25 protein-coding genes are annotated in these 24,565 nt (G+C 35.3%); 10 read left to right on the top strand and 15 right to left on the bottom strand.

The genetic code is table 11. From position 1 onward, the window contains the following. Nucleotides 1–50 precede the first annotated feature (50 nt). The 6 genes from ICJ85_RS03210 to ICJ85_RS03235 form a co-directional block, all read right to left on the bottom strand. Nucleotides 51–1,406 (bottom strand): serine hydrolase domain-containing protein, encoded by a 1,356-nt coding sequence (locus ICJ85_RS03210; protein ID WP_188222321.1) that lies wholly within the window; start codon nt 1,404–1,406, stop codon nt 51–53. Between the two features lie 152 nt (nt 1,407–1,558). Further along, the gene (locus tag ICJ85_RS03215) at nt 1,559–2,533 is read right to left on the bottom strand and encodes an alpha/beta hydrolase family protein (RefSeq protein ID WP_188222322.1); all 975 of its coding nucleotides are present in this window, start codon (nt 2,531–2,533) and stop codon (nt 1,559–1,561) included. Nucleotides 2,534–2,588: 55 nt separating this feature from the next. Next, nucleotides 2,589–3,188, bottom strand: coding sequence for an MCP four helix bundle domain-containing protein (locus tag ICJ85_RS03220; RefSeq protein WP_188222323.1), 600 nt, complete (start codon nt 3,186–3,188; stop codon nt 2,589–2,591). A gap of 157 nt (nt 3,189–3,345) precedes the next feature. After that, nucleotides 3,346–3,807, bottom strand: a complete 462-nt coding sequence (locus ICJ85_RS03225; protein WP_188222324.1) for a hypothetical protein — start codon at nt 3,805–3,807, stop codon at nt 3,346–3,348. A gap of 102 nt (nt 3,808–3,909) precedes the next feature. Then, complete coding sequence (locus tag ICJ85_RS03230; protein ID WP_188222325.1) at nt 3,910–4,287, bottom strand: hypothetical protein; 378 nt, start codon at nt 4,285–4,287, stop codon at nt 3,910–3,912. Between the two features lie 199 nt (nt 4,288–4,486). Continuing rightward, the gene (locus ICJ85_RS03235; RefSeq protein ID WP_188222326.1) at nt 4,487–5,785 is read right to left on the bottom strand and encodes a TlpA family protein disulfide reductase; all 1,299 of its coding nucleotides are present in this window, start codon (nt 5,783–5,785) and stop codon (nt 4,487–4,489) included. A 787-nt stretch (nt 5,786–6,572) separates the two neighbouring features. On the opposite strand from ICJ85_RS03235, the gene ICJ85_RS03240 reads away from it, so the two are divergent. Beyond that, a complete protein-coding gene (locus ICJ85_RS03240; protein WP_188222474.1) occupies nt 6,573–7,886 on the top strand; it encodes a voltage-gated chloride channel family protein in 1,314 nt (437 codons plus the stop codon). 21 nt (nt 7,887–7,907) lie between these two features. Next, entirely contained in the window at nt 7,908–8,696 is a 789-nt protein-coding gene (locus tag ICJ85_RS03245; RefSeq protein ID WP_188222327.1) for a S1/P1 nuclease, read from the top strand. A gap of 121 nt (nt 8,697–8,817) precedes the next feature. On the opposite strand, the gene ICJ85_RS03250 is transcribed toward ICJ85_RS03245, so the two are convergent. The 8 genes from ICJ85_RS03250 to ICJ85_RS03285 all read right to left on the bottom strand — a co-directional run bounded on the left by ICJ85_RS03250 (nt 8,818) and on the right by ICJ85_RS03285 (nt 16,008). Further along, nucleotides 8,818–8,955, bottom strand: coding sequence for a hypothetical protein (locus tag ICJ85_RS03250; protein ID WP_188222328.1), 138 nt, complete (start codon nt 8,953–8,955; stop codon nt 8,818–8,820). A gap of 384 nt (nt 8,956–9,339) precedes the next feature. Continuing rightward, nucleotides 9,340–10,830 (bottom strand): MFS transporter, encoded by a 1,491-nt coding sequence (locus ICJ85_RS03255; protein ID WP_188222329.1) that lies wholly within the window; start codon nt 10,828–10,830, stop codon nt 9,340–9,342. A 228-nt stretch (nt 10,831–11,058) separates the two neighbouring features. Next, nucleotides 11,059–11,973: a DMT family transporter gene (locus ICJ85_RS03260; protein ID WP_188222330.1), complete on the bottom strand. Its 915-nt coding sequence runs from the start codon at nt 11,971–11,973 to the stop codon at nt 11,059–11,061. Nucleotides 11,974–12,109: 136 nt separating this feature from the next. Continuing rightward, a complete protein-coding gene (locus ICJ85_RS03265) occupies nt 12,110–12,937 on the bottom strand; it encodes a mechanosensitive ion channel family protein (protein WP_188222331.1) in 828 nt (275 codons plus the stop codon). A gap of 45 nt (nt 12,938–12,982) precedes the next feature. After that, nucleotides 12,983–13,156, bottom strand: coding sequence for a hypothetical protein (locus tag ICJ85_RS03270; protein ID WP_188222332.1), 174 nt, complete (start codon nt 13,154–13,156; stop codon nt 12,983–12,985). Nucleotides 13,157–13,158: 2 nt separating this feature from the next. Beyond that, a complete protein-coding gene (locus tag ICJ85_RS03275; RefSeq protein ID WP_194420794.1) occupies nt 13,159–13,725 on the bottom strand; it encodes an RNA polymerase sigma factor in 567 nt (188 codons plus the stop codon). 281 nt (nt 13,726–14,006) lie between these two features. Further along, nucleotides 14,007–15,407: a dihydrolipoyl dehydrogenase gene (gene lpdA / locus ICJ85_RS03280; RefSeq protein WP_188222333.1), complete on the bottom strand. Its 1,401-nt coding sequence runs from the start codon at nt 15,405–15,407 to the stop codon at nt 14,007–14,009. A gap of 4 nt (nt 15,408–15,411) precedes the next feature. Continuing rightward, nucleotides 15,412–16,008, bottom strand: a complete 597-nt coding sequence (locus ICJ85_RS03285; RefSeq protein WP_188222334.1) for a porin family protein — start codon at nt 16,006–16,008, stop codon at nt 15,412–15,414. A 257-nt stretch (nt 16,009–16,265) separates the two neighbouring features. Between ICJ85_RS03285 and ICJ85_RS03290 the strand changes: the two genes are divergently transcribed. The 4 genes from ICJ85_RS03290 to ICJ85_RS03305 all read left to right on the top strand — a co-directional run bounded on the left by ICJ85_RS03290 (nt 16,266) and on the right by ICJ85_RS03305 (nt 19,544). After that, complete coding sequence (locus ICJ85_RS03290) at nt 16,266–16,475, top strand: dodecin (RefSeq protein WP_188222335.1); 210 nt, start codon at nt 16,266–16,268, stop codon at nt 16,473–16,475. A 119-nt stretch (nt 16,476–16,594) separates the two neighbouring features. Beyond that, a complete protein-coding gene (gene smpB / locus ICJ85_RS03295) occupies nt 16,595–17,053 on the top strand; it encodes an SsrA-binding protein SmpB (protein ID WP_188222336.1) in 459 nt (152 codons plus the stop codon). A gap of 97 nt (nt 17,054–17,150) precedes the next feature. Then, complete coding sequence (locus ICJ85_RS03300; RefSeq protein WP_188222337.1) at nt 17,151–17,705, top strand: hypothetical protein; 555 nt, start codon at nt 17,151–17,153, stop codon at nt 17,703–17,705. 42 nt (nt 17,706–17,747) lie between these two features. Beyond that, nucleotides 17,748–19,544 carry a Xaa-Pro dipeptidyl-peptidase gene (locus ICJ85_RS03305; RefSeq protein ID WP_241739480.1) on the top strand — a complete coding sequence of 599 codons (1,797 nt, stop codon included), beginning with the start codon at nt 17,748–17,750 and terminating at the stop codon, nt 19,542–19,544. A gap of 170 nt (nt 19,545–19,714) precedes the next feature. Here the strand turns inward: ICJ85_RS03305 and ICJ85_RS03310 are convergent, their stop codons facing one another. Then, nucleotides 19,715–20,356 carry a protein-L-isoaspartate(D-aspartate) O-methyltransferase gene (locus tag ICJ85_RS03310; RefSeq protein ID WP_188222339.1) on the bottom strand — a complete coding sequence of 214 codons (642 nt, stop codon included), beginning with the start codon at nt 20,354–20,356 and terminating at the stop codon, nt 19,715–19,717. 161 nt (nt 20,357–20,517) lie between these two features. Between ICJ85_RS03310 and ICJ85_RS03315 the strand changes: the two genes are divergently transcribed. The 4 genes from ICJ85_RS03315 (at nt 20,518) to ICJ85_RS03330 (ending at nt 24,547) form a co-directional block, all read left to right on the top strand. Beyond that, nucleotides 20,518–21,477 (top strand): Gfo/Idh/MocA family protein, encoded by a 960-nt coding sequence (locus ICJ85_RS03315; RefSeq protein WP_188222340.1) that lies wholly within the window; start codon nt 20,518–20,520, stop codon nt 21,475–21,477. Between the two features lie 86 nt (nt 21,478–21,563). Next, nucleotides 21,564–22,454, top strand: coding sequence for a 3-hydroxybutyryl-CoA dehydrogenase (locus ICJ85_RS03320; RefSeq protein ID WP_188222341.1), 891 nt, complete (start codon nt 21,564–21,566; stop codon nt 22,452–22,454). 27 nt (nt 22,455–22,481) lie between these two features. Beyond that, complete coding sequence (locus ICJ85_RS03325) at nt 22,482–23,150, top strand: YggS family pyridoxal phosphate-dependent enzyme (RefSeq protein WP_188222342.1); 669 nt, start codon at nt 22,482–22,484, stop codon at nt 23,148–23,150. 32 nt (nt 23,151–23,182) lie between these two features. Continuing rightward, entirely contained in the window at nt 23,183–24,547 is a 1,365-nt protein-coding gene (locus tag ICJ85_RS03330; protein ID WP_188222343.1) for an exonuclease domain-containing protein, read from the top strand. Nucleotides 24,548–24,565 lie beyond the last annotated feature (18 nt).

Consider the following 24,565-nt stretch of genomic DNA (forward strand, 5'->3'; position numbering starts at 1 on the left):
TTAAGGTAACTTTAGAAAATTAAACAGTTCTATTCTGGGGAAGCTTACAATTATCGTTTATAAGTTTTTCTATATTGTTTAATTCCTTCAATAATATTATCATTCATATTAATTATCATTTTATCTCCTTTAAACTCAATTTTCAATTCATCGGTGTATGTTAATGTTAAATATTTACCATTATCCCTCAACAACTCATCATCTAAGAATAAACGACCATTAACTTCTTGTAATATAATTTTTGCTCGTTTTATCCCAAGGTGTTTGGTGAGTTCTTCTTTGTTAAAAATATAAGTTCCTATTTGACTCTTATAAAAAGCAGGGGTAGCTAATTCATCTTCAGATGGTAATGCTACATCTTTATTTTTAATAGTAAGATATAAATCACTTAATAGTTGAAGTATAGGCGTGTTACCCCAATTTGAAGTTATCCCTATGAAGTTTCCAGATTCTGGCATTCTAATAATTACACTCTTGGTTCCATAACCACTACCTGCTGCAAAATATAATTTTTCATCTCCAAAATATTTAATGCTCCATGCATAACCTTCAAAATCGCTATCTCCACTTTTCACATGTGATTGAAACATCATGTCAACATACTTTTTACTCAGAATACTGTAGTTTTCCAATCCTTCTACAAAACGAAAAAGATCAGAGGGAGTAGAATAAAGCCCTCCTCCGGCATTATCTCCATAATGCTTACTTCTTTGAGTGAACTCTAATCCATTAGACGTTATTCGGTATGGTACTGCTAAATTTGAAATAACATTTCTGCCATTATAATAGCCAGTATTGCTAAGGTTCAAAGGCTGAATGATGTTTTCGACAATAAATTCCCGATAACTCATACCGCTCATATTCTCAATAATCGCCCCTAATAAAATAATACCCGCATTAGAATACTCGTATCGCTCTCCTGGTGTAAAAAGTAGAGATTGCTTTTCGACAAGTTCGACTTGTTCCTGGAAGGTCAATTCATGATGAGGCTGAACTCCAGATTCTCTGGGTAACCCCGAAGTGTGTGTTAATAAATGATGTACGGTAATGCTATCTGCCCAACTTGCTTTTAAACCAGGAATATATCGTTTAACCGGTGCTTTTATATCAATTCTGCCATGCTCTACTAAAACTAAAACTGCTGTAGCTGTGAATGTTTTGGAAATCGAATTTATCGAAAACCTTGTTTTTGGCGTATTCTTGATTTCGAAACTTCTATTGGCGAAGCCATAGCTTTTTTCAAAGGTGTCATTATGGTCTATTACCACTTTTACAGTCCCTGAAAAGCCATATACTTTTTCGTAAGCTTCTGATACTGAATTTAGTTTTTGCACCAAACTAAAATCCTGACAAAATACAATATTTAAATTGTACAAAAGAAATGTTATAATAAAGACATGCTTCATGATATTTTAAATACTCTTAAAGGGTTTGTTTAAGGATAACTCGGAAAACCTCAGCTAACTTTGAGATTATAAAGCTAAGATAGTAAATATGTGAAGACTTTTCGAGAGTCAAACCGGAAGTAATGAACTATACATTCTGTTGCTTCCCGTATTTATCTTCCGTGATATGCCATATCCGGCAATGGTTCATCGTTCTTTAAATACTTATCAAACCATTTCAAAACCTGCTCGTTAACTTCATCTTTGTGTTCAGAAATTCCGTGGTCGCCACCTTCAAACATTATAAGTCTGTAAGGAATTCTATATTTTTCAAATTCCAAAGCGAGGTTTAGACTTTGTTCTGGTTTTACTCTCCAATCGGAAGTTCCATGCAGCATTAATATGGGAACATCTTTAGGGAATTTATCAGCCCATTTTATTGCCGACCTTTTCTCCAATTCAGCATCCTTATTGTCTGTATAATTTGGGATTAGCTCTGATAAAACATTTGTTTCCATCTCAGGTCTGTCTTCGACAGTACTAAAACTATTTGAAACTGCCCCACCAACTACTGCAGCCTTTATTTTATCCATTTTAGTTAATGCAATATATGTCATCATTCCGCCACGACTCCAGCCATACATTCCAATTCTATTGGTATCAGCTACTTCAATTTCTTTTAATACCTCTGGTAGAATCGTTATATCGTTAACATCTTTACCACCAAATTCCTCTTGTCCCTCGCTTCCTCCATTTCCTCTATATTGACTTGCAATTACAACATAACCTTCTTTTGCAATTTGTCCAAGTGTTATTGCACCGTGAGCCATTTTAAGTGAACCAAATTCTCTATTTCCGCCTCGGTTGTATATTACGCAAGGATATTTTCCATTTTTCTTTGGCTTAACCATAAGCCCGTTTATTTTTAAACCGTCACTTAAATATGTAATTCTATATATTTCGATGCTATCTAAATATTTGTAATTTCCTTTCCATTCAATTTGTCCATTTACGTTTTCTGTTAACCTGGCATAAATAGGTGTTTCTGATAAATCAGATATTAATTCTTGACGAAGAAGACGTTTCGTGTCCTGAGCTTCACAATTCGCTAATATGAATAAAAAAGTTAATATTGATATGTATTTCATAAGTCTGTCGAATGTTCGTTAAGGGACATTTCCCAAAAACCAAGCGGATATTATATTAAGCCTTTTCTTTTGGTTTATACATCACTATAATCTGAATTAAAACTGCTAAGAAAACCAGTATAAAAATCTCAATTTGAGTAAATAACTCAACGGTATCAACAGCGCGTTTGCTTATCGACATTTGTCTATTGCCTTCAGTAAGCTGAATTTTGGACAAGTCATTAAGGTTAGACTTTAAACTTTCAATGTGATTAACCATTTGAGAATTATCGCTATAATCGGAATTTAAAAACTCGTTTTCTGAGGTTATTAACGACTGAACATTACGTTTTAAATCTTTAAAAACTTTCGCCTCTTCCGATGTCAATTTAGTTTGCTCAAATCTTGAAATTAAAGATTGTAACTTATCATTAACCAGAGCATTTTCATTTTGAAAGAACGTAGAATCTGATAATGATACAGCTAATTCCTTTTGCTGAACCGACTTTAGCATTTCAAAAATTAAATCGTTAGCGATTAATCTGTCCTCATAAATTGTAACGACTGAATCACGTACTCTAACAAAATTGTTTTTATCTATTAAATTTGTGGCAATGATTAAAACAAAAATCATTAAAATTCCGAGTATCCACTTTAACTTGTTGTAGAATGCCATATTGGTCAATATTTAAAAGATTAAGTCTAATTGTAAAGATACACCTTGCACAGCACTATATCCTATTGAAATTACATAACTAATATAGCAAATTTGAGAGGACTTTCCGATAGGAAAGTCAGAAGCAATGGTTTTTAAACATTATTGGCAAACATTCTTAATTATCAGATTCGTTTTGTCCGTCAATTGTTTTCTGATTTAATAGTTTCTCTTGGAGAGATATGGAGCGGTATAACATGCTATTTAATTTATCAGTATGTTCTTTTAATAACCTATTCTGTTCTTTTTGTTCAAAAAACATTTTTTGGTTATAATTTTCACTAAACATTGATATCAAATTAGGAACTCCTAAGAATACAGTAATCAAAATAGTTAACCAAGTTAATCTAGAATTAGAAGAACTTAATTTTCTGTTTTCTGAATGTTGTTCAGTTAAAGTGGTTACTAATTTGTCGTTATTTTCTCGAAGCTGTTTGTTTTGTTCTTTCAATTGGTCAAAAACATCCTCTAGATTTACATCTGATAAATTATTATGTAACGCTTCCCAATCAGGTTCTGGAATTGTCATTTTCGGAATATTAAATATATTAGGATTTATATTTTTAGAAGGATTTTCCATTTCTCAAATGTTTGCCAACGGTCTCTTATAACCGTCCGTTACGAGTTAATATGCGTTTGTTTTCGGTTTAGCACTAGCGTTAGCATTGTTGTAGTGCATTTTTTATTGTTTCGTCAGAGTGTATTTATCTCCATTTGTCTTTGTCAAAATCAACGAATTTCCATCCAGACTATAATTCCATTCACCAGTTAAAATCAGACTCCAATCAAATTCAGCAGTCCAAGGACAAGCATTTTTAAAGGTAATTACATTTATTGAGCTTGAATACGTGCCATTACATAAAGCCGGAAATTTTACAACTTCACTTTCACCACTCCAATTTCCATTATTAAAGGTTAATTCAACATTAGAATTATTATCGCCTCGTTCAAAAATCCCAACGTATTCACCATCAATTTCAGCCTGCTGACTTTCATCATCGTTGTTACATGATAGAATGACAAACATGAGTCCGATTAAAATTAATTTTTTTGATTTCATACTTTATCTTTATTAAATAGATGCTTCTTTATATAAAACGTTGCGTCAAATACTACATAACGGTTAAACTTAAACTTCTCTTAAAAAAATAAAACAATCCCCATAGTAGGCTAACCGACCAACTACCGGTTCAGTCAACACGGCGTTCATGTTTGGCCGTACCGACCACACGAACGCTTAGTTATTGTGCCCAGTAATTTTATTCAAATTTTGATTTCAAAAAAGTCTTTAACCCTAAATAATTATCTCCGCCACCACAAGTCCGATATAGAATATTCAAGTTGGAGTCCATAATGATAAAAGTGGGATAACATTCAATTCTTAAACCGCCAATAATTGGAGATGACATATTTCCAGATTTTGGTTTTCCTTTTATTATTCCATTGTACCAATTCATTTGATTGGTTTTGGTGTATTCTAATACGGGTTTTGGGTCCAATTCAAATGCTAAACTCGCAAATTGAATATCATCGCTGTACTTTTGATGTAAATTGACTAATTCAGGTGTAAGTTCTTTGCAGGGTAAGCACCAAGTGCCCCAAAAATCTAATAATAGAAAACCTTTCTCCTTTGCTAAATCTTTAATGGTTGTAGAGCCTCCACTTAAGTCATTAATTACATAATTCTGTGAAATCTCATTTGTTCTGAACCCGTAAAGGACATTTACATTGTTAATCTCATTTATTACCAATTTCGGGGGATAAATGGACAAACTGTCTATTCTAAAATACTTGTCATCGAACTTTACAGTATCCTTCGGTTTATACTTTGCAAATAATTGATGGTTTGGAGGATGAAAGTTAGTATTGGATTTTTTGAAAATGATTTCATCTCCGAAAAGTCCATTATTTACACCTACACCGTATTCATCGTTATTTGCCTTAAATGTCCCATACAAAAAATCATGCTTAAGGGCTGCTAATTGTAAACTATTTTTGAATTTTTCTTCGTCAGTTTCTTTCTCGTAAGTAAAGTAATTGGGAGCGGGTAAAAATTGTAAATAAGTTTCCTGATTATGAAAATTACCTCCTGAAAGTTTTGTTATTATTATGCTTTTGATGCTGAATGAGTCCCTATAATTTTCGTTTTGAGTAATACTTTTGCTAAATTCCACTAATTCATCATCACTAAAATCTTTGTTTCCATTGCGGTCTATAATATAATATTGCTTGCCTTTGTTGAAACCGCTTAGAGCATAAATTTTAGTTATTGTTGACTCGGCGGTTTGCTTTTTTAGTTCTCCCTTTTTAATAGCGTTTTTTAAATCTCTAGAACGAACAGTATTTAAATACGTTACAAAAGAACTGTCCTTGTTTATAATCCCTTTGAATTCACCTTTTATTGAATCCAAAAATACTAGCGGTGACATTGATTTAGAAAAAGGATTGTCAATTTTACTGACATTTAGGTCTACGATTATGTCAGAAGATTTTTTTTCTTTTTTATCACAAGAAATTAAAATCAATAAAACTCCAAGAAAAAATATGTTAGTTTTCATTTAATCGGTTTTTGTTTTATTGGGCACAACATGCATATAAACACACTAGTGTGTTTAGTTCAATTATACATACTCTCAAATATACATAAATACCTACAAAAAAGCACTTTTCTTTAAGAAAATACACACTCAATTGAAAACCTATTTTAGGGGTTTCCTTCGAGTCATGTTCGATATTCCTTCGGGAATCCTTCGGTAAAACCCTTATTTTACGGAGAAAACCCGAACAATTCCCGAAGGAAACTCGAATCAAACCCCTGTAAACGACCAATATTATACATAAATTCTTACAAACAAATACAAAAACTAAGGTTTTACGCTCTTAAAAGCCATGTATCTTAACCATAATTGCCTGGTTAACGATTAACAATCCTTCTTTTTTAATTTGCTTAAAAGAGAGTGTTTCAAAATATAAAGCACTCATAACAAAGCATTTCAATTAATAGTCACCCATAACCAATTCTTAATCATACCCACTCACAGTTCACACCTCACGATTACTCGATTTATGCTATTAAAGGCATAGCAAAGCCGTAGTTAAAGCGTAGCAAAGCCCACCTTAAAGTATGGCCGTGTTAAAAACACAGCATTTGACAAAACTGGATAAAAAACGCAAAATCAACTAAAATGCACGAAAACAACAATTATGCACAAATTCAACAAAAATGAACAAAACCAACAAAAATTACATTTTTACAGTGCTTTAACCGAAATAAATAAAAACCCTAACCTGCTTTGGTTTATAATAATGTATTATTTCATTTATATTTGTGTCTTATTGCAACGTATGAACCTAACCAATATTAAGAAACAGCTTTTTGCCTTCGAACAGATTCCTTCGCTACTCTATCTTATCAAATGGTTATTCATTTGTTTGGTCCTGGGAGCTCTGGCCGGTAGTGTTTCAGCCTTTTTCCTAACCGCATTAGAGTGGGCTACCAATTACCGAGAATCGAATCTATGGATTATCTGGTTATTACCTTTGGGTGGATTCATTATCGGACTGTCCTACCACCTCTTTGGCAGCAGCGTGGTAAAAGGCAATAACCTCTTATTGGAAGAATTCCATACCCCTAAAAAAATTATCCCGTTTAAAATGGCGCCTTTGGTGCTCTTCGGGACCATTGTTACCCATTTATTTGGTGGATCGGCCGGTCGTGAGGGAACCGCTGTACAGATTGGTGGCGCTATTGCAGACCAGTTCACTAAAATTTTAAAACTCTCTAAACGCGATAGAAAAATAATTTTAATTGCCGGTATTAGTGCTGGTTTTGCTTCGGTATTTGGAACACCTTTAGCAGGTGGTATTTTTGCTTTGGAAGTCCTTATTTTAGGGCGTTTACGCCTAGATGCCATCATACCCAGTTTTATGGCCGCCGTTTTTGCCGATTATTTTTGTCGTGTCTGGGGTGTACCCCACACGCATTATCATATAGATAGCGTTGCCGAAATGACGCCATTAAACATTTTATGGGCGTTGTTAGCAGGAATTATATTTGGGCTGGTAGCCATGCTATTTTCGAAATCCACACATTTCTGGGGAGACCTGTTTAAAAAATATATTAGCTATCCGCCGTTACGTCCGGTTATTGGTGGTATTGTATTAGCGATTGCCATTTACCTTATGGGAACTACAAAATATATTGGTTTAGGTATTCCAACCATTGTTGATGCCTTTAGTGTCGACTTAAACTCATACGATTTCCTGTTAAAAGTCCTGTTTACCTCGTTCACACTTGGCGCTGGCTTTAAAGGCGGAGAGGTAACCCCATTATTTTATATAGGCGCTACGCTTGGTAATGCCTTAATATGGTTTATTCCATTGCCTATGGGCTTACTGGCCGGTATGGGATTTGTAGCCGTATTTGCCGGAGCGACCAACACCCCTATTGCGTGTACCATAATGGGTATAGAACTTTTCGGTATCGAATCTGGGGTATTTATTGCCTTAGCCTGTAGCACAGCATATCTGTTCTCCGGACATTCGGGAGTATATGCGTCACAAATTATAGGAAGCCCTAAAAACAACTATTACATACGCGAAAAAGGTTTGCATCTATCAGATGTTGAAGACCGTCGCGACCAGAATAAACCCAAATAACAATACAAAATCCAGATATCTATGAAATCCCTTGCTCTTTATTTTATTACCGCAATACTATGCGTGCATACAGTTAACCTTAATGCTTCTACTGTTGATGACTGGGGAGCTACCGGCCACCGTGTGGTTGGAGAAATTGCTCAGAAATACTTAAAAGGAAAAGCGAAACGAGAAGTAAAACGTCTGCTAAAACAACATTCTCTGGCTTTTGCTTCTACCTATGGCGATGAAATTAAATCTGATAAAGCCTACAACAAATATTACACCTGGCATTATGTAAATATGCCTTTCGACCAAAGCTATGAAACTTCAGAAAAAAATCCGGAAGGCGACTTAGTTACCGGAATAGAAACCTGTAAAGCGGTGTTATTAGATAAGACTGCTACTGATGAAGATAAAGCTTTCCACCTAAAAATGCTCATTCACTTAATGGGAGATTTACACCAGCCTATGCATGTTGGCTTAGCTGAAGATAAAGGCGGAAATGATGTTAAATTACAATGGTTTTACAAAGATACCAACCTACACCGCGTTTGGGATTCTGATATGATTGAAGAATACAATATGGGCTATGATGAACTTGCCGATAATGCAGATGCATTAACTAAAAAACAAATAAAAGCTCTTCAGGAAGGCACTATTGTAGATTGGGTAAACGAAACGCATGACATCACCAAAGAGGTTTACGCTTCTGTAGAACCTAACGAAAACTTAAGATACCGCTACTCTTACAATCACTTTAAAACTGTTAGAAGTCAGTTACAAATTGCTGGCATTCGGTTAGCCAAAGTCTTAAATGATATTTTTTAAAACAAACTATACTTAACAAAACTTAATAGCCGTTTCTTGAATAAGAAACGGCTATTTATTTTATAGGCTATCAGGTACGCAATGCCCTTCTTAAACCTCCTAAAAACACAAAAAGCCATCTCTAAAAAATAACTAAAATTAAAAAGATTACTTCGTCGTATCCTTCTCGTAATGACGATTGTAACGTCATGGCGAGCAGAGCGAAGCCATCTCTAAAAAACACTACCACCTTGTCATCCTGAACTTGTTTCAGGATCACATGATATTATTATTACCAGCACCCTAAGCATTTGATATTAGATGGGCAAACAGCGTTTACAATTTAATGAATAACCCTCTTTCCTCTTTGTCTCCCTGAGCGCAGTCGAGGAACAAAAAGCACAAAACACAAAAAGCCATCTCTAAAAAACACAACCACCTTGTCATCCTGAACTTGTTTCAGGATCACATGATATCATTATTACCAGCACCACCCTAAGCATTTGATATTAGATGGGCAAACAGCGTTTACAATTTAATGAATAACCCTCTCTCCTCTTTGTCACCTTGAGCGCAGTCGAGGAACAAAAAGCACAAAACACAAAAAGCCATCTTGGACTAACCCAACAAGATGACTTTTTATTCTGCAACACCTGAAACAACTTTAATCTACATTATTCTCAAATTTATTAACCAATGATGGTGTTGCTTTATTTGTCATTTTTCGTATTACATTATGCATCCATATTAAACATACCGAAGACAAGACTAACATTAATATCCAACAACTCGACCAAAGCCCTGTGCCCTCTAACAGATACCCAAACAGTATTGGACAAAAGAAGCCGCCTAAACCACCAAGCACGCCAACCATACCGCCTACAACGCCAACTTCCTCAGGAAAATAATCTGGAATGTGTTTATAAACAGCAGCTTTGCCTATCCCCCAAACCGATCCTATTATAATAGCTATAATTGCGAAAATCCAAACGTTAGCCTGAAAGTAAATATGTGTTTTTCCTTCAGCCAATAACTCTTTTTTATTAACCTGATCACCTACTTGCACGCGTACCTGTTGCCACGATTCCTTTACAGGGAACACGTGAAACGCTTCATTCTCCTCTGCTAACGCATTGCTACGTTGACGCACAGGATAAGTCTTATCATTTACCTTTATATACGTATCTGTAACTTCAGTAACTTCACCCGATGCCTTTGCCATAATACCTTTTCCTGCAGCATATATATCCATCCTGGGAATAATTAATGCCGAACTTAACACCACCGATGTGCCCAACACCCAATACATCACCTTTCTTGCTCCAAACTTATCCGAAAGCCACCCACCAAAGGCTCTAATCACACCTGAGGGCAAACTAAAGCATGAGGCCAGCAATCCGGCTGTAGCCAAATCTAAAGCATAAACGTTTGTATAATATGGCACGAGCCATCCAGCAAAAGCTACGAAACAACCAAAGACTAAAAAGTAATACAATCCGAATCGCCATACACGAACACTTTTTAATGGCTGTAACATGCCTGATAAACTCTTAGTACTGGATGCCGGCTTCTTATTGGTTGTTGATAAATAGAATATAATCGCCATCAGCACCAAACATCCTGCATACAGTTTTGGCATCATGCGCCATCCATCCAGATTGGTTTTGTCGTCGGTTAAATAATTCAATAGTTTAGGTCCTATAAGTGTTGTTATGGCAGCTCCTGCGTTACCTGCTCCAAAAATCCCCAAAGCAATGCCTTGTTTTTCTTTTGGGTACCAGATAGAGGAAAACGCTATTCCTACAGCAAAACTAGCTCCTGTAATTCCAAATCCAAGACTACATAAGGCAAAGGACCAAAACCCATTGGCATAAGACAGAAGATACATTGGTATGGCGCAAATAATAAGTAAGCCGGCAAACACAGGCTTGCCACCTAACTTATCTGTTAAAATTCCTGCCGGTAAACGAAAAATAGCCCCTGTTAACACCGGAATACCTATTAACCATCCTATTTCTACAGCGCTCCAATCAAACACCTGATTATCTGCGAGAAACGTTACTAGAATACCATTCAATAGCCACGCTGCAAAACAAAATGTAAATGCCAGAGTATTAATAAACAACGTTTTATTTGCGCCTTGTGTCACTTTCATACCAATGTATTTTAAAACCTAAAACAGAAATACGTAATTATTACGTTACGGAAGCAAATATATAAGTATATTTACTTAGAAACAAAGATAATTTAAATATTTTTTAAGTAGAAAATCAGACAAACCTGCTAAAACGCAGTAAAATCAATAGATTTAGCGCATAAAAAACTAAATAAATACGTAATTAATACGTAGAAAAATAAATAACAACATCTAAAACAAAATACCTCAGCTTGAAATGTTAGCTAATGATTCAGATTTAATACGCTTACGATGAGCTCTGGCAAACACCGTTTGCAAAACAATAGATGAAAGTATCAGGCTTAAACCAAACCAGAAAGAGAGCGTAAAATCGGCTGCTTCATTAAACAAAATCGCGGAAAGAATTATGGTGTAAATAGGCTCTAAATTAAAACTCAGGTTAACCGTAAACGAGCTGATGTGACGTAAGGCATTATTAAGCAATAAACACAAGAGTACCGTACAGAACAGCGACAAAATTAGCAAATAACCTAAATCTGACGTGTTTGGTAATTGAAATACAAAATCTGTAAACTGCGAAAACAAAAGAATAATGATCCCCAGCCCTATTACCCCTCCAACCATTTGAAAAGTAGTGACTTTTATGGTATCGTGCCTGTGAATGAAACGCTCATTGAAAATTGTAAACAACGAAATAAACACCGAAGAAATAACCCCGAGTGCAATGCCCAAGCGGTAGGAACTATCGAAACCAAATATTAACGCAATACCTACTAAACTCAAAGCACTCAAAGCCAGATTCCGAATTGAAAAACGTTTTTTGTTTAACAAAGGCTCTAACAACGCTGTGAAAAAACTAGTCAGACAGAAACACAAAATCCCCAAGGACACTGTAGAGGCTTTTATGCTTCCAAAAAAGAATACCCAGTGTAAGGCTAGCAACACACCATTAGCCAACATCAGGCCATTTGTTTTACTCCAGAATGACACCGTGGATTTATGGCGTTGGATATACTTTAAAAGCACCAATAACACTACAGAAGAAAATAAAACCCGATAAAACACCAGTAACATTTCATTTAGTGTTACTAACTTACCAAACAACCCGGTAAATCCAGCTAATACAATAGCTATATGCAATTCTAAATACGACCTGTTCATATATACATAAATAGTGAGGCTAATTTACTAATTAATACTAATTAAAAAATCCCTTTCCAAATAAATGGAAAGGGATGAGCAAAGAACGTTCGGATTACAGAAAAGTAACCAACCAAATTTTAACCCTAACTTAAAGTTATTCCCGTATTCTTACTTGACTCTCTACTATATCTTTTATTGGTATAACCAATTTTCCTGTTAATGTTTTTAGCGTGATTGAGGTATTATCTATACGCTCTACCTCACCTTTTATATCGTTGAATTCTATAACCTGTCCTACTTCATAGGTTTTTCTGGCATAAAAAGCCCTTAGTAAATCGTTTACCACACGTTGCGCCCCTAAACCAAAAGCAATAGCAAATGCCAGTAAAAACGCTCCTAATATTAAAGTAATATTACTTGTAACAATCTCGGTATCTACACCGGCCTGATTTAAAGCGGTAATGGATATAAAAACCAATAACACTAAAAAGACAACCTGACTGATGAACTTAGCTCCAGACAGATCCATAGAATCAAAAAAGGATTGAATTCCCTTTTTTATGAAATTAGCCAGTAAAAGCCCAATGGTAAAAATGATTAATGCAGAAAATAACTGCGGAATGTATCGTAAAAAGTTTCTAATCTCTTCGGAAACAATGGTAAGATTTAAAATATCGGTTATGACGATAACGATAATTAAATACATCACCCATTTGACGAATTTGGTAATGATATTGATTACATCGAAATTGAGGCTACTGTTTCCAAGAAATTGTATCTCGTTTAGTTTATCGTCTAATTTATCTACTTTAGCAAACTTTAGTCCCCGTCTAACTACAAATACGATTAATTTAATACTTAACCATCCTATAATTAAAACCGCAAGAGCACCAAGTAAATTAGGCACCACCTTGGCTATTTCGTTTGTCATAGTCGATAATGAATGCATCACATTATCATTCCATTCCATTAGTTTATCCATGTTTATTTTTTAGCGTTAGGTTTTTTAGGTGTTATGTTTGTTACATTATTTTTTACGTTGTTTTACGGTATGCTCTATAACCTTCGCGATATCGAAAGAGAACAAACTCGCCATTTCCATAAGTAGTTTAGCTACGGCGATATCGTTCATCACCTTAGACTTAAGTTCTGGGGGGACTTCCTTTAGGGGCTTGTTAATATATTGAAACGGATTATCCATTATCAAAGGTTATTATATACTGTTAAAAGCTTTTCCTTGGCACGTTTAATTCTCATTTTAACCGCACTTTCACCGATTCCTAATACACTCTCAATTTCTTTAATAGTTAAAAAATCTTGATATTTTAGGAGTAAAATCATTTTCTCATCAGGAGAAATTAAGTTCAATGCATCTTTTAGTTTATCTACTTTTAACTGACTAAAGTCTTCATCGTAATGATCATCGGTAATATTTTCGATATCGTAATGATCTACTGCCTGCTTCTCTATTTTTTTAGCCGTATTTCTCGTTACATAATTTACACAATGGTTATAGGTAAAAGCATATAACCAGGTTGAAAATTTTGCGGTTCCTTTAAAACTAGACAACTTTACAAAAAGCTTTAAGAATACATCTTGGGTTAAATCCTTTGCTTCATCTTCATCTTTTGAAAAACTTAAACATTTATTATAAACCAGCATCGCATATCTATCATAGAGCACTTCAAATAATAGGGTGTCATTGGTTTTAACAATGGCGCTAACAAGATCCTCATCAGATAAACCGGTACTAATATTGGTGATTTTCAAGGTATGCTTGCTGCTATTTTATTATTTTCTTTTTTATTGAGACACAACCCAAACAGATAAGTCACATTTTTTTTAAAAAAATTACAAAAAAAAAGCAACCTCAATAAAAGTCGCTTTCTTTTTCACCTATCTGTTGACATATATCAATTTACCACACCTTGTTCTTACACAAACTGTGAGAAACTATTTATTTAATTTTAATAGACTGTAAACTGTCTTTAAAACAAAAAACCCTTTCACTAAAACGTAAAAGGGTTTAATCTATATTGATAACTATACAATTACATATGTAAGGCTCTATCTTCAGTCGCCGCTAAAGCCGCTTCTTTAATAGCCTCTGTAAAAGTAGGGTGTGCATGAGACATACGAGATACATCTTCAGCCGATGCTCTGAACTCCATAGCAACTACGGCCTCCGCAATCATATCGGCTGCACGAGCGCCTACCATGTGTACCCCTAGAATTTCATCGGTTTCTTTATCGGCTAATACTTTTACAAATCCGTCGATATCCATACTTGCTCTGGCACGACCTAAAGCACGCATTGGGAACGAACCTGCTTTGTACGCCACACCTGCCTCTTTTAATTGCTCTTCTGTTTTACCAACAGCAGCAACTTCCGGCCACGTGTAAACTACACCAGGAATTAGGTTGTAATCGATATGTGGTTTTTGTCCTGCAATTGTTTCAGCCACAAATACACCTTCTTCCTCAGCTTTGTGCGCTAACATCGCCCCTTTAACAACATCTCCAATCGCGTATATGTTTGAAGCGCTGGTTTGCAAGTGATCGTTAACTTCTATCTGTCCGCGGTCTGTTAATTTTACGCCTGCAGCTTCAGCGTTTAATCCATCTGTATATGGACGACGTCCAACAGATACTAAACAGTAATCCCCTTTAAATTCAACTTCTTCTCCTTTTTTATTATCTGCTTTAACGATAACCTCATCACCAACACGTTCTACAGATTTTACTTTATGAGAAGTATTAATTTTGAATTTTTGTTTCTTTAAAACTTTATTAAGTTCTTTCGATAAACCACCATCCATAGTTGGGATGATACGATCCATAAACTCAACCACAGACACCTCAGCACCTAAACGCTTGTATACCTGACCTAATTCTAAACCAATAACACCACCACCAATAACGATTAAGTGTTTTGGAATTTCTTTAAGTTTTAAAGCCTCGGTAGAAGTAATGATACGCTCTTTATCGATATTGATAAATGGTAAGCTTGACGGCTTACTTCCTGTAGCGATGATACTGTTTTTCGCCTCGATTTCTGTAGTTTCTTCGCCAGCAATAGTAATATGCGTAGCATCTTTAAAACTTCCTAAACCATGGTACACATCGATATTATTTTTCTTCATTAAGAAATCAATACCTCCTGTAGTTTGATCAACAACTGCTTGCTTACGCGCAATCATTTTCTCTAAATTCACCTTGACATCTCCAGGGATTTCAATACCGTGCTCTTCAAAATGCTTAATCGCATCTTCGTAATGATGAGACGAATCTAATAATGCTTTACTTGGAATACAACCTACATTTAAACAAGTTCCGCCTAATGTACTATACTTTTCTATAAGGGCAGTTTTCATGCCTAATTGTGCGCAACGGATAGCTGCAACATATCCTCCAGGACCCGAGCCGATAACGGCTACATCGTATGAATTCATAATTCTATTTTCTATTTTTAAAATAATAACCTAATGCAACTTGAAAAACTCTATTTTTTAATTCACCTCTAAATGAATCTAGATTAGAATTAACAATATTTTTCAAACCTAAATTATATCTAACAGAGAGATTTAAGCCACTTAAAAACTTATAACTTAAACCAGCAGATAAACTTAAATCTGTGTCATTAAAAAAAGACTTAATATCTTGATCTAATTGACCTTCTGATTCACCTTTCGCCGACAACAAAACACCTAATTGAGGTCCAGTAACAAAACATATTCTTTCTGAAACTTGAAATCCAATTAAAATGGGAATATTAATATAACTTAACCTATATTCCTCATCAATAGAATCATGCTTATATTTTGCCCCTTGTGAGGACAAAACAAATTCAGGATGCAAAAAAAGTCTTTCAGAAATTTTTGATTCAATCATAGCTCCTACCAAAAAAGAAGCTCTACTTGAAAATTCTGAATCACTATCCCCTTTAAAAGAGGAAATACTAGTTCCAGCTTTAACTCCTATTATGCCTCCATGTTCTTGCGCCTGTAATTTTGCTAAAACACATAGAAGTGTAAAAAATAAAAAATTTCTCATTAAAAATTTTAAGCAAATCAGAGTTCAAAAGTACAAATGTTTTATGGGAAGACAATAAAAAACAATCCTTTATAAGGTGATTTTATCATTTTTATAACACTAATTATTAATATTTCAATAAAACAATAACTGTACTACTTTTATTCAAACAAAACTTAACAAAAACTAAGTATTAATTAAGTAGTGATACTTAATTAAGTAACTGATTCGTTAATTTTTTGTATCTTATATAGATAATCTTAAAACAATAAATAATCATGGATGCACATATCTACAAGAAGATAGAAATCGTTGGCACATCAGATAAATCGAGTGACGATGCCATACAAAATGCTTTAGAAAAAGCTTCAAGATCAATACATAATTTAAGATGGTTTGAAGTGATTGAGACACGAGGAAACATAGAAGACGGACAGGTAGCCATGTGGCAAGTAACCTTAAAAGTCGGTTTTACTATGAATTCTTAATAAAACACTTCTTCATAAATCGATACCATTAAAAAAGATAATATAGTTTATACTTTTGGTAATCTTTGATGCCTTTTCTTATCACATTTTTCAAGTAAAATTATGTAGTTTTGTGCGTGATGCAGAAAAAGATTAACATACAAAATAAGAAAGCCCGTTTCCTATACGAAATACTGGACAAGTACACTGCCGGAATTGTACTTACGGGCACCGAAATAAAATCTATTAGAAACAGCAAAGCTTCTATTGCTGAAAGTTTTTGCGAATTTAACGATCGTGGTGAGCTTTTTGTTATTAATATGACCATTGAAGAATATGCCTTTGGGAACTACTATAATCACAGACCAAAAGCAGAACGTAAGTTACTTTTAAATAAACGCGAACTAAAGAAACTACAAAAAGAAGTTCAAAGCACCGGACTTACAATTGTACCGCTGCGTTTGTTTATCAACGACAAAGGTTTTGCTAAAATGGATATCGCCCTTGCCAGAGGTAAAAAATTATTCGATAAACGCGAGACCATTAAAGACCGTGATAACAAACGTAATCTAGACAGAATTAAGAAAGCTTATAAGTAAAAAACCACTTAGATCATACTTAAAATTTTTAAGAAGCGTTTAACAACATATTAAAAACCAAAGGTCTATATTTAGGCTTGATTTTATACCCAATAGAATGAAAAAACTCATATTGTTCGCTCTTTTTAGCGCCCTATCCATTTCATTATTTGCTCAGGACGAAGCTCCAGAAGAAGAAAACACAGCCCCTGATTATACTCAAAATGTACAAACCATAGATAATATTGTACGTACTTTATACGATGTCATTTCAGGAGACCAAGGTGAAGAGCGCAACTGGGATCTTTTTAAATTCTTATTCTACCCTAATGCTAAATTAATCGCTTCGGGAAAAAACCAAATGCGTGAGGCTATGGTGAATTATATGAACCCTGGAGACTACATAAAAAACTCAGGAAAATGGATGGTGGAACATGGTTTTCATGAAAGGGAAATTCATCGCACTTCAAATACCTTCGGCAATATGTCTCAGGTGTTCAGTACCTATGAAGCTTTTAAAAGCAAGGAAGATGAAGAGCCTTTTATGAGAGGCATTAACAGCATTCAGCTATATAATGATGGTAAACGCTGGTGGATATTAAATGTATACTGGGCACAAGAAACCCGAAGAACACCAATACCAAGAACATACTTACCAAAACAAAAATCTTAATACATGTTGAAATTAAACAACGCCTTAAAATGCTCTATCCTAATGAGCATTTTTTTTTCGGCATCTCTGACGTATGGTCAAAAAGCTGAACCTGTTTTTAAAGATGGTGAAGCTCAAATTAATGAAGCATTTAGCAACCCCAGTAAATGGATTCGTCACGATTTATGGGTAGAAACAACTTTTGACTCCGATGGGGATGGTAAACTCGACCGGATGCATGTAGATGTTACCAGACCATCTCAAACAGAAACCGAAGGATTAAAACTTCCCGTTATTTATGAGTCCAGCCCATATTATGCCGGTGTAGCACCTGATATTGACGGTATTTTTTGGGATGTAAACCATGAGTTAGGTGAAACCCCAAAAGATCACGTACATCCGGTAGTTACCAGAATTGGTGAACGTCCTATCATATCGAACTCTCAGATTAGAACCTGGGTACCTCGTGGATACATTGTAGTACACTCTTCATCCCCTGGAACCGGCTTATCACAAGGCTCACCAACAGTTGGTGGCGACAATGAGTCCTTAGCCCCTAAAGCAGTAATCGATTGGTTAAACGGACGTGCAAAAGGCTATACCGAACCTTACGGAAACGAAACCGTTGAAGCGTACTGGTCAACAGGGAAAGTTGGTATGACCGGGACTTCATATAACGGCACCCTTCCTTTAGCGGCAGCGACAACCGGTGTTGAAGGTTTAGAAGTTATTATTCCTGTAGCACCGAATACATCATATTATCATTATTACCGTTCTAACGGGCTTGTACGCTCGCCAGGAGGTTATTTAGGTGAAGATATTGATGTGCTTTATGAATTTATTCACAGTGGTGATGAAGCCAAAAGAGCGCATAACAATCAATTTGTTAGAGATTCTATTCTTAGAAAATATCAGGATAGAATAACCGGTGATTACAACGATTTTTGGGCCGGTCGTGATTATTTAAACGATATGGAACCAATGAAAGCGGCTTTACTAATGTCCCACGGATTTAACGATTGGAACGTGATGCCTGAGCATAGTTACCGAATTTATAAAAAGGCTAAAGACATGGGCTTGGAAACCCAAATCTATTATCATCAAAACGGGCATGGTGGGCCACCTCCTGTTGAGATGATGAACCGTTGGTTTACGCATTATTTATTCGGTATTGATAACGGAGTAGAAAATGAAAGCAACAAAGCATGGATTGTTAGAGAAAACGACAAACAATCTGCACCTACGCCGTACGCCGATTTTCCAAATCCGGAAGCTAAGCCAGTAACTTTGCATTTAGCAAAAGGGAATCCTTCTAAAGGAGGTTTAAGTGCCGACGCTTCAAAAAAACAAGGTAAAGAAACTTTAATTGACGATGTTAATAATGATGGCGCCTCTTTAGCGAAAGCTGAAACTTCTAAAAATCGTCTTCTTTACATTACCCCTAAACTTTCAAAAGATCTTCATATTTCAGGTGTTCCTCAAGTCACTGTAAAATTAGCAAGTAATAAACCTGCTGCAAACTTATCGGTTTGGTTAGTGTCCTTACCTTGGGATGAAGGCAAAGTAAAAATTACAGATAACATTATTACCCGTGGTTGGGCAGACCCTCAAAACCATAAATCTATTAGAGAAAGTGAGCCATTAAAACCGGGGAAGTTTTACGAAGTAACTTTCGATTTAATGCCCGATGACCAAATTATCAGAGCTGGGCAGCAAATCGGATTAATGATATTCTCAAGTGATAAAGAATTTACACTTCACCCAAAACCAGGTACTGAATTAACAGTTGACTTAGATGGAACAACCTTAACATTACCGGTTGTTGATGGTATTGATGGGTTTGAAACTGTAACTAAGTAACAAAGTTATCGTATAAAATTAAAGTAGTTGTTTTAAAAGTGAAAGTCGTCATTCCGAATGAAATGAAGGAATCTTTTGAAATTAAATTTCTGATTAATAAGATTGCTTCGAAATAAAAATTTCTCGCAATGACGTTCTATAATCACTTTTAAAACATCCGCTTTTTATATCTAATTTTTATCCTCTAATAATGGCACAAAACGGAATTCACCAAATTCGTGCTGTTCAAACTCTTTGGGACCTTTTCTAATAAACAAATTCATAATTTGAACATCTTCACCAACAGGAATCACTAACCTGCCTCCTACTTTCAACTGACTCAATAATGGTTTTGGTACAAAAGGTGCTCCAGCTGTGACAATAATACCATCATATGGCGCTTCCTGAGGTAAACCTTTATAACCATCTCCAAAAATAAAACTCTTGGGGCGGTAGCCCAATTCAGGTAGAAACTTACTGGTTTTTTTAAACAACTCCTTTTGGCGCTCAATAGTGTAAACACGTGCTCCTAATTCCAGTAATACGGCAGTTTGATACCCACTACCCGTACCTATTTCAAGAATTTTATCTTCTCGCTTTACATTCAATAATTCGGTTTGAAAAGCTACCGTATAAGGTTGTGAAATAGTTTGATCGGCAGCAATAGGAAAGGCCTTATCTACATAAGCATGATCTAAAAAACCAGAATCCATAAAACGATGTCTCGGTATCTTACCAATAGCCTTTAAAACGGCTTCGTTTTTTATTCCTTTGTCTATTAACACATTAACCAATTGCTGGCGTAATCCCTTATGTCTAAAAGTATCGTTCAATATTTGCTGGTGTTTGTCAAGGCTAAAATTAGTCAAACATTTTAAAGCTGAAAATTATTTTTATAGAATTTCCGCTTAAATAATTCAGAAGAAAATTTTAGCCACGAATAATGATATTCATACTTTAATTATCTTATTTTTGTTGAAAACCTATTACTATTATGCTAAAAGCCGGTGTACTTGGTGCTGGTCACCTAGGAAAAATACATTTAAAACTTCTAAATCAATCAGATAAATATGAACTTGTTGGTTTTTATGATGCCAACGAAGAAAACGGCAAAAAAGTAGAAGCCGAATTCGGTTATAAATTTTTCAATTCTGTCGATGCGCTAATCGATGCAGTTGATATGGTCGATATTGTAACACCTACCCTATCTCACTACGACTGCGCCAAACAAGCCATTGCTAAAGGTAAGCACATTTTTATAGAAAAGCCCATTACCAATACAGTTGAAGAAGCCGAGCATATCCGTGAGCTTTTAGCTGAAAATAAACTAAGAGGTCAGGTAGGACATGTAGAGCGTTTTAACCCAGCCTTTTTAGCCGTTAAAGATGAAATTAACGCTCCGATGTTCATTGAATCGCATCGTTTAGCGGAGTTTAATCCAAGAGGAACAGATGTACCTGTGGTTTTAGATTTAATGATTCACGATATCGACATCATCTTAAGTGTGGTAAAATCAAAGGTAAAACATATTAGTGCCAGCGGCGTAGCAGTGATCAGTAATTCGCCTGATATTGCCAATGCCCGTATAGAATTCGAAAACGGCTGTGTTGCTAACCTAACCGCAAGTAGAATTTCATTAAAAAAAATGCGCAAAGCGCGATTCTTCCAGAAAGATGCTTATATATCAGTTGACTTTCTTGAGAAAAAATGTGAAGTCGTAAAAATGAAAGACGCCCCGGAACATCCTGGTGATTTCGATATGGTGCTTCAAAATGCCGAAGGCGAGAAAAAGCAAATCTATTTCGATAATCCTCATGTTGATAATAACAATTCTATTTTAGACGAACTAAATACCTTCGCCGATGCTATAAATAACGACAGAGCACCGATTGTTACATTACATGACGGCACCGAAGCATTGCGCGTGGCAACTCAAATTATAAACTGCTTTTAATTAAGCATCATTTTATAATCATAAATAGTTTGGTATTATTAATATCAAACTATTTATGTATTTAACAGATAACAAACCCTTTAAAAATGAAACATATTGCAGTTATTGGTGCCGGTACTATGGGCAATGGTATTGCACACACCTTCGCTCAAAACGGTTATAAAGTTAATCTTGTAGATATTAATGAAGCTTCCTTAGAAAGAGGTTTAACGACCATTTCAAAGAACTTAGACAGAATGATTGCTAAAGACGTTATTTCTGAAGGTGAAAAAAGTGAAACGTTATCAAACATCACCACCTTTTTAAGTATTGAAGAAGGCGTAAAACAAACCGATTTAGTGGTTGAAGCAGCGACTGAAAATATCGACTTAAAACTTAACATTTTTAAACAATTAGATAAAACTTGCGCCGAAGAAACAATTCTGGCAACCAATACCTCATCGATTTCTATTACTCAAATTGCTGCAGTAACATCAAGACCAGATAAAGTTATTGGCATGCACTTTATGAATCCAGTGCCTATTATGAAATTGGTTGAAGTGATTCGCGGTTACAGTACCAGTGATGCAGTTACGGAAACCATTATGGAACTTTCAGCGAATTTAGGAAAGACTCCTGTTGAAGTTAACGATTATCCTGGATTTGTAGCTAACCGCATTTTAATGCCTATGATTAACGAATCTATTGAAACACTATATAACGGTGTTGCTGGTGTCTCTGAAATTGATACCGTTATGAAGTTAGGCATGGCACACCCCATGGGACCATTACAATTGGCCGATTTTATCGGGTTAGATGTTTGTTTATCCATTTTAAATGTGATGTTCGACGGATTTAAAAACCCTAAATATGCGCCTTGTCCATTATTAGTGAATATGGTTCGTGCCGGAAAATTAGGTGTAAAATCTGGTGAAGGATTTTACGATTATTCAGAGAGTAGAAAGGCTGAAACCATTTCGGCTCAGTTCTTAAAATAAATTTTCAGCTATTTATAGTTCAATACCATGTCAATACCACAAAACCTTAATCATATAAAATCGAGTTTACCTGAACACGTTACCCTTGTAGCAGTATCGAAAACCAAACCTGTTCCTGACTTAATGGAGGCTTATAATGCAGGACAACGCATATTTGGTGAAAATAAAATTCAGGAGATGGTCGAAAAACACGACATTATGCCTAAAGATATTCAATGGCATATGATTGGTCATGTACAGCGTAATAAAGTAAAGTACATGGCACCTTTTGTGAGTTTAATTCACGGTGTAGACAATTTTAAACTGCTTAATGAAATAAATCGACAAGCGGCCAGGTACCGACGAACCATAAACTGCCTACTTCAAATAAAAATTGCTGAAGAAGATAGTAAGTTTGGAATGACAGCAACGGAAGCGTCGGAAATATTACAATCGGAAGCTTTTTCAGAATTACAAAATATAAAAGTTGTTGGTGTTATGGGTATGGCCACATTTACCGATGACACGGCCCAAATACAAAAAGAATTCACTAGTTTAAAAAATACTTTCGATGTTTTAAAAGCCATTGAAACCCCTAACTGTAAACTAGAAATTATAAGTATGGGCATGAGCGGCGATTATAAATTAGCAATTGACTGCGGAAGTACCATGATTCGGGTTGGAAGTAGTATATTTGGGGAACGAAACTACAACTAAGACATTTCAAGCTTAAAACTTAAGGAGAGTATTTGTACGCGATATTAGACATAGAAACTACTGGCGGTAAGTATAATGAGGAAGGCATTACCGAAATTGCAATCTATAAATACGATGGTCATCAAGTTGTCGATCAATTTATCAGTCTTGTAAATCCGGAGCGAGAAATTCAACCTTTCGTCGTTAACCTTACAGGTATTAATAGCAACATGCTGCGTAACGCGCCTAAATTTTATGAAATAGCGAAACGTATTGTGGAAATTACCGAAGATTGCATTCTGGTGGCTCATAACGCACAATTCGATTATCGTATTTTAGGAACAGAGTTCAGACGTTTAGGGTTCGACTACATTCGTCCGTCTCTGTGTTCTGTAGAACTTTCTAAACAGCTTATTCCGGGGCAACCTTCCTACAGCTTAGGTAAATTAGTAAGGTCTTTGGGAATTCCGGTAAGCGATCGTCACAGAGCTTCCGGTGATGCACTGGCTACACTTAAACTTTTCAAATTATTGCTGGATAAAGACAGCTCTAAAAGTATTATTCAGCAATCTATTAAACTAAATCCTAAGCATCAGCTCGAACCTCGTCATTTAGATATTTTAGCCGATTTACCTTCTGAAACTGGCGTCTATTATATTCATAATGCTGAAGGCAACATTATTTATATCGGGAAGAGTAAAAACATAAAAAAGCGGATTAATCAGCACTTTACAAACACCAATCGTAAATCTAAACAAATACAGAATTTAGTCGATTCGGTAAGTTACGAAACTACCGGTAGTGAACTCGTTGCGCTTTTAAAGGAAAGTGAAGCGATAAAAACCATCAAGCCTAAATTTAACCGGGCACTTCGTCGAACCCGTTTTACGCATGCGCTTTATAGTTTTACAGATGATAACGGCTACATCAACCTAAAAATTGATATTGCCGATGGTCGCAAAAAACCTATTACTACATTTAGCAACAGAGATAGCGGAAAAAGCTTTATAAATCATGCGGTTGAAGACTATAATCTATGCCAGAAACTAACCGGAATTTACCAAACCAAAACCAGTTGTTTTAATTACGATATTAAAGAATGTAACGGTGCTTGTATAGGTAAAGAATCACCTGAAAGTTACAACGAACGTGTTTATAAATTAATAGCAAAAAGCAGCTATGCTAACCAAAACATGGTCATCATTGACAGAGGCCGTGATATTGATGAACGCAGTGCTATTTTAATTGAAAACGGCGTATTTAAAGGTATTGGATTTTTTAATCTAAATTACCAGATAAATAATCTAGAAATTCTTCAATCTATTATTACTCCCATGCAAAATAATAGAGACACCCAACATATTATTCAAAGTTATTTAAGAAAAAATAAAAGATTGAAGGTTATTAACTTTGATTAGATAGCTTCAATCCCTTAT

This window comes from Aestuariibaculum marinum, assembly GCF_014596975.1.
GTDB classification, from domain to species: domain Bacteria; phylum Bacteroidota; class Bacteroidia; order Flavobacteriales; family Flavobacteriaceae; genus Aestuariibaculum; species Aestuariibaculum marinum.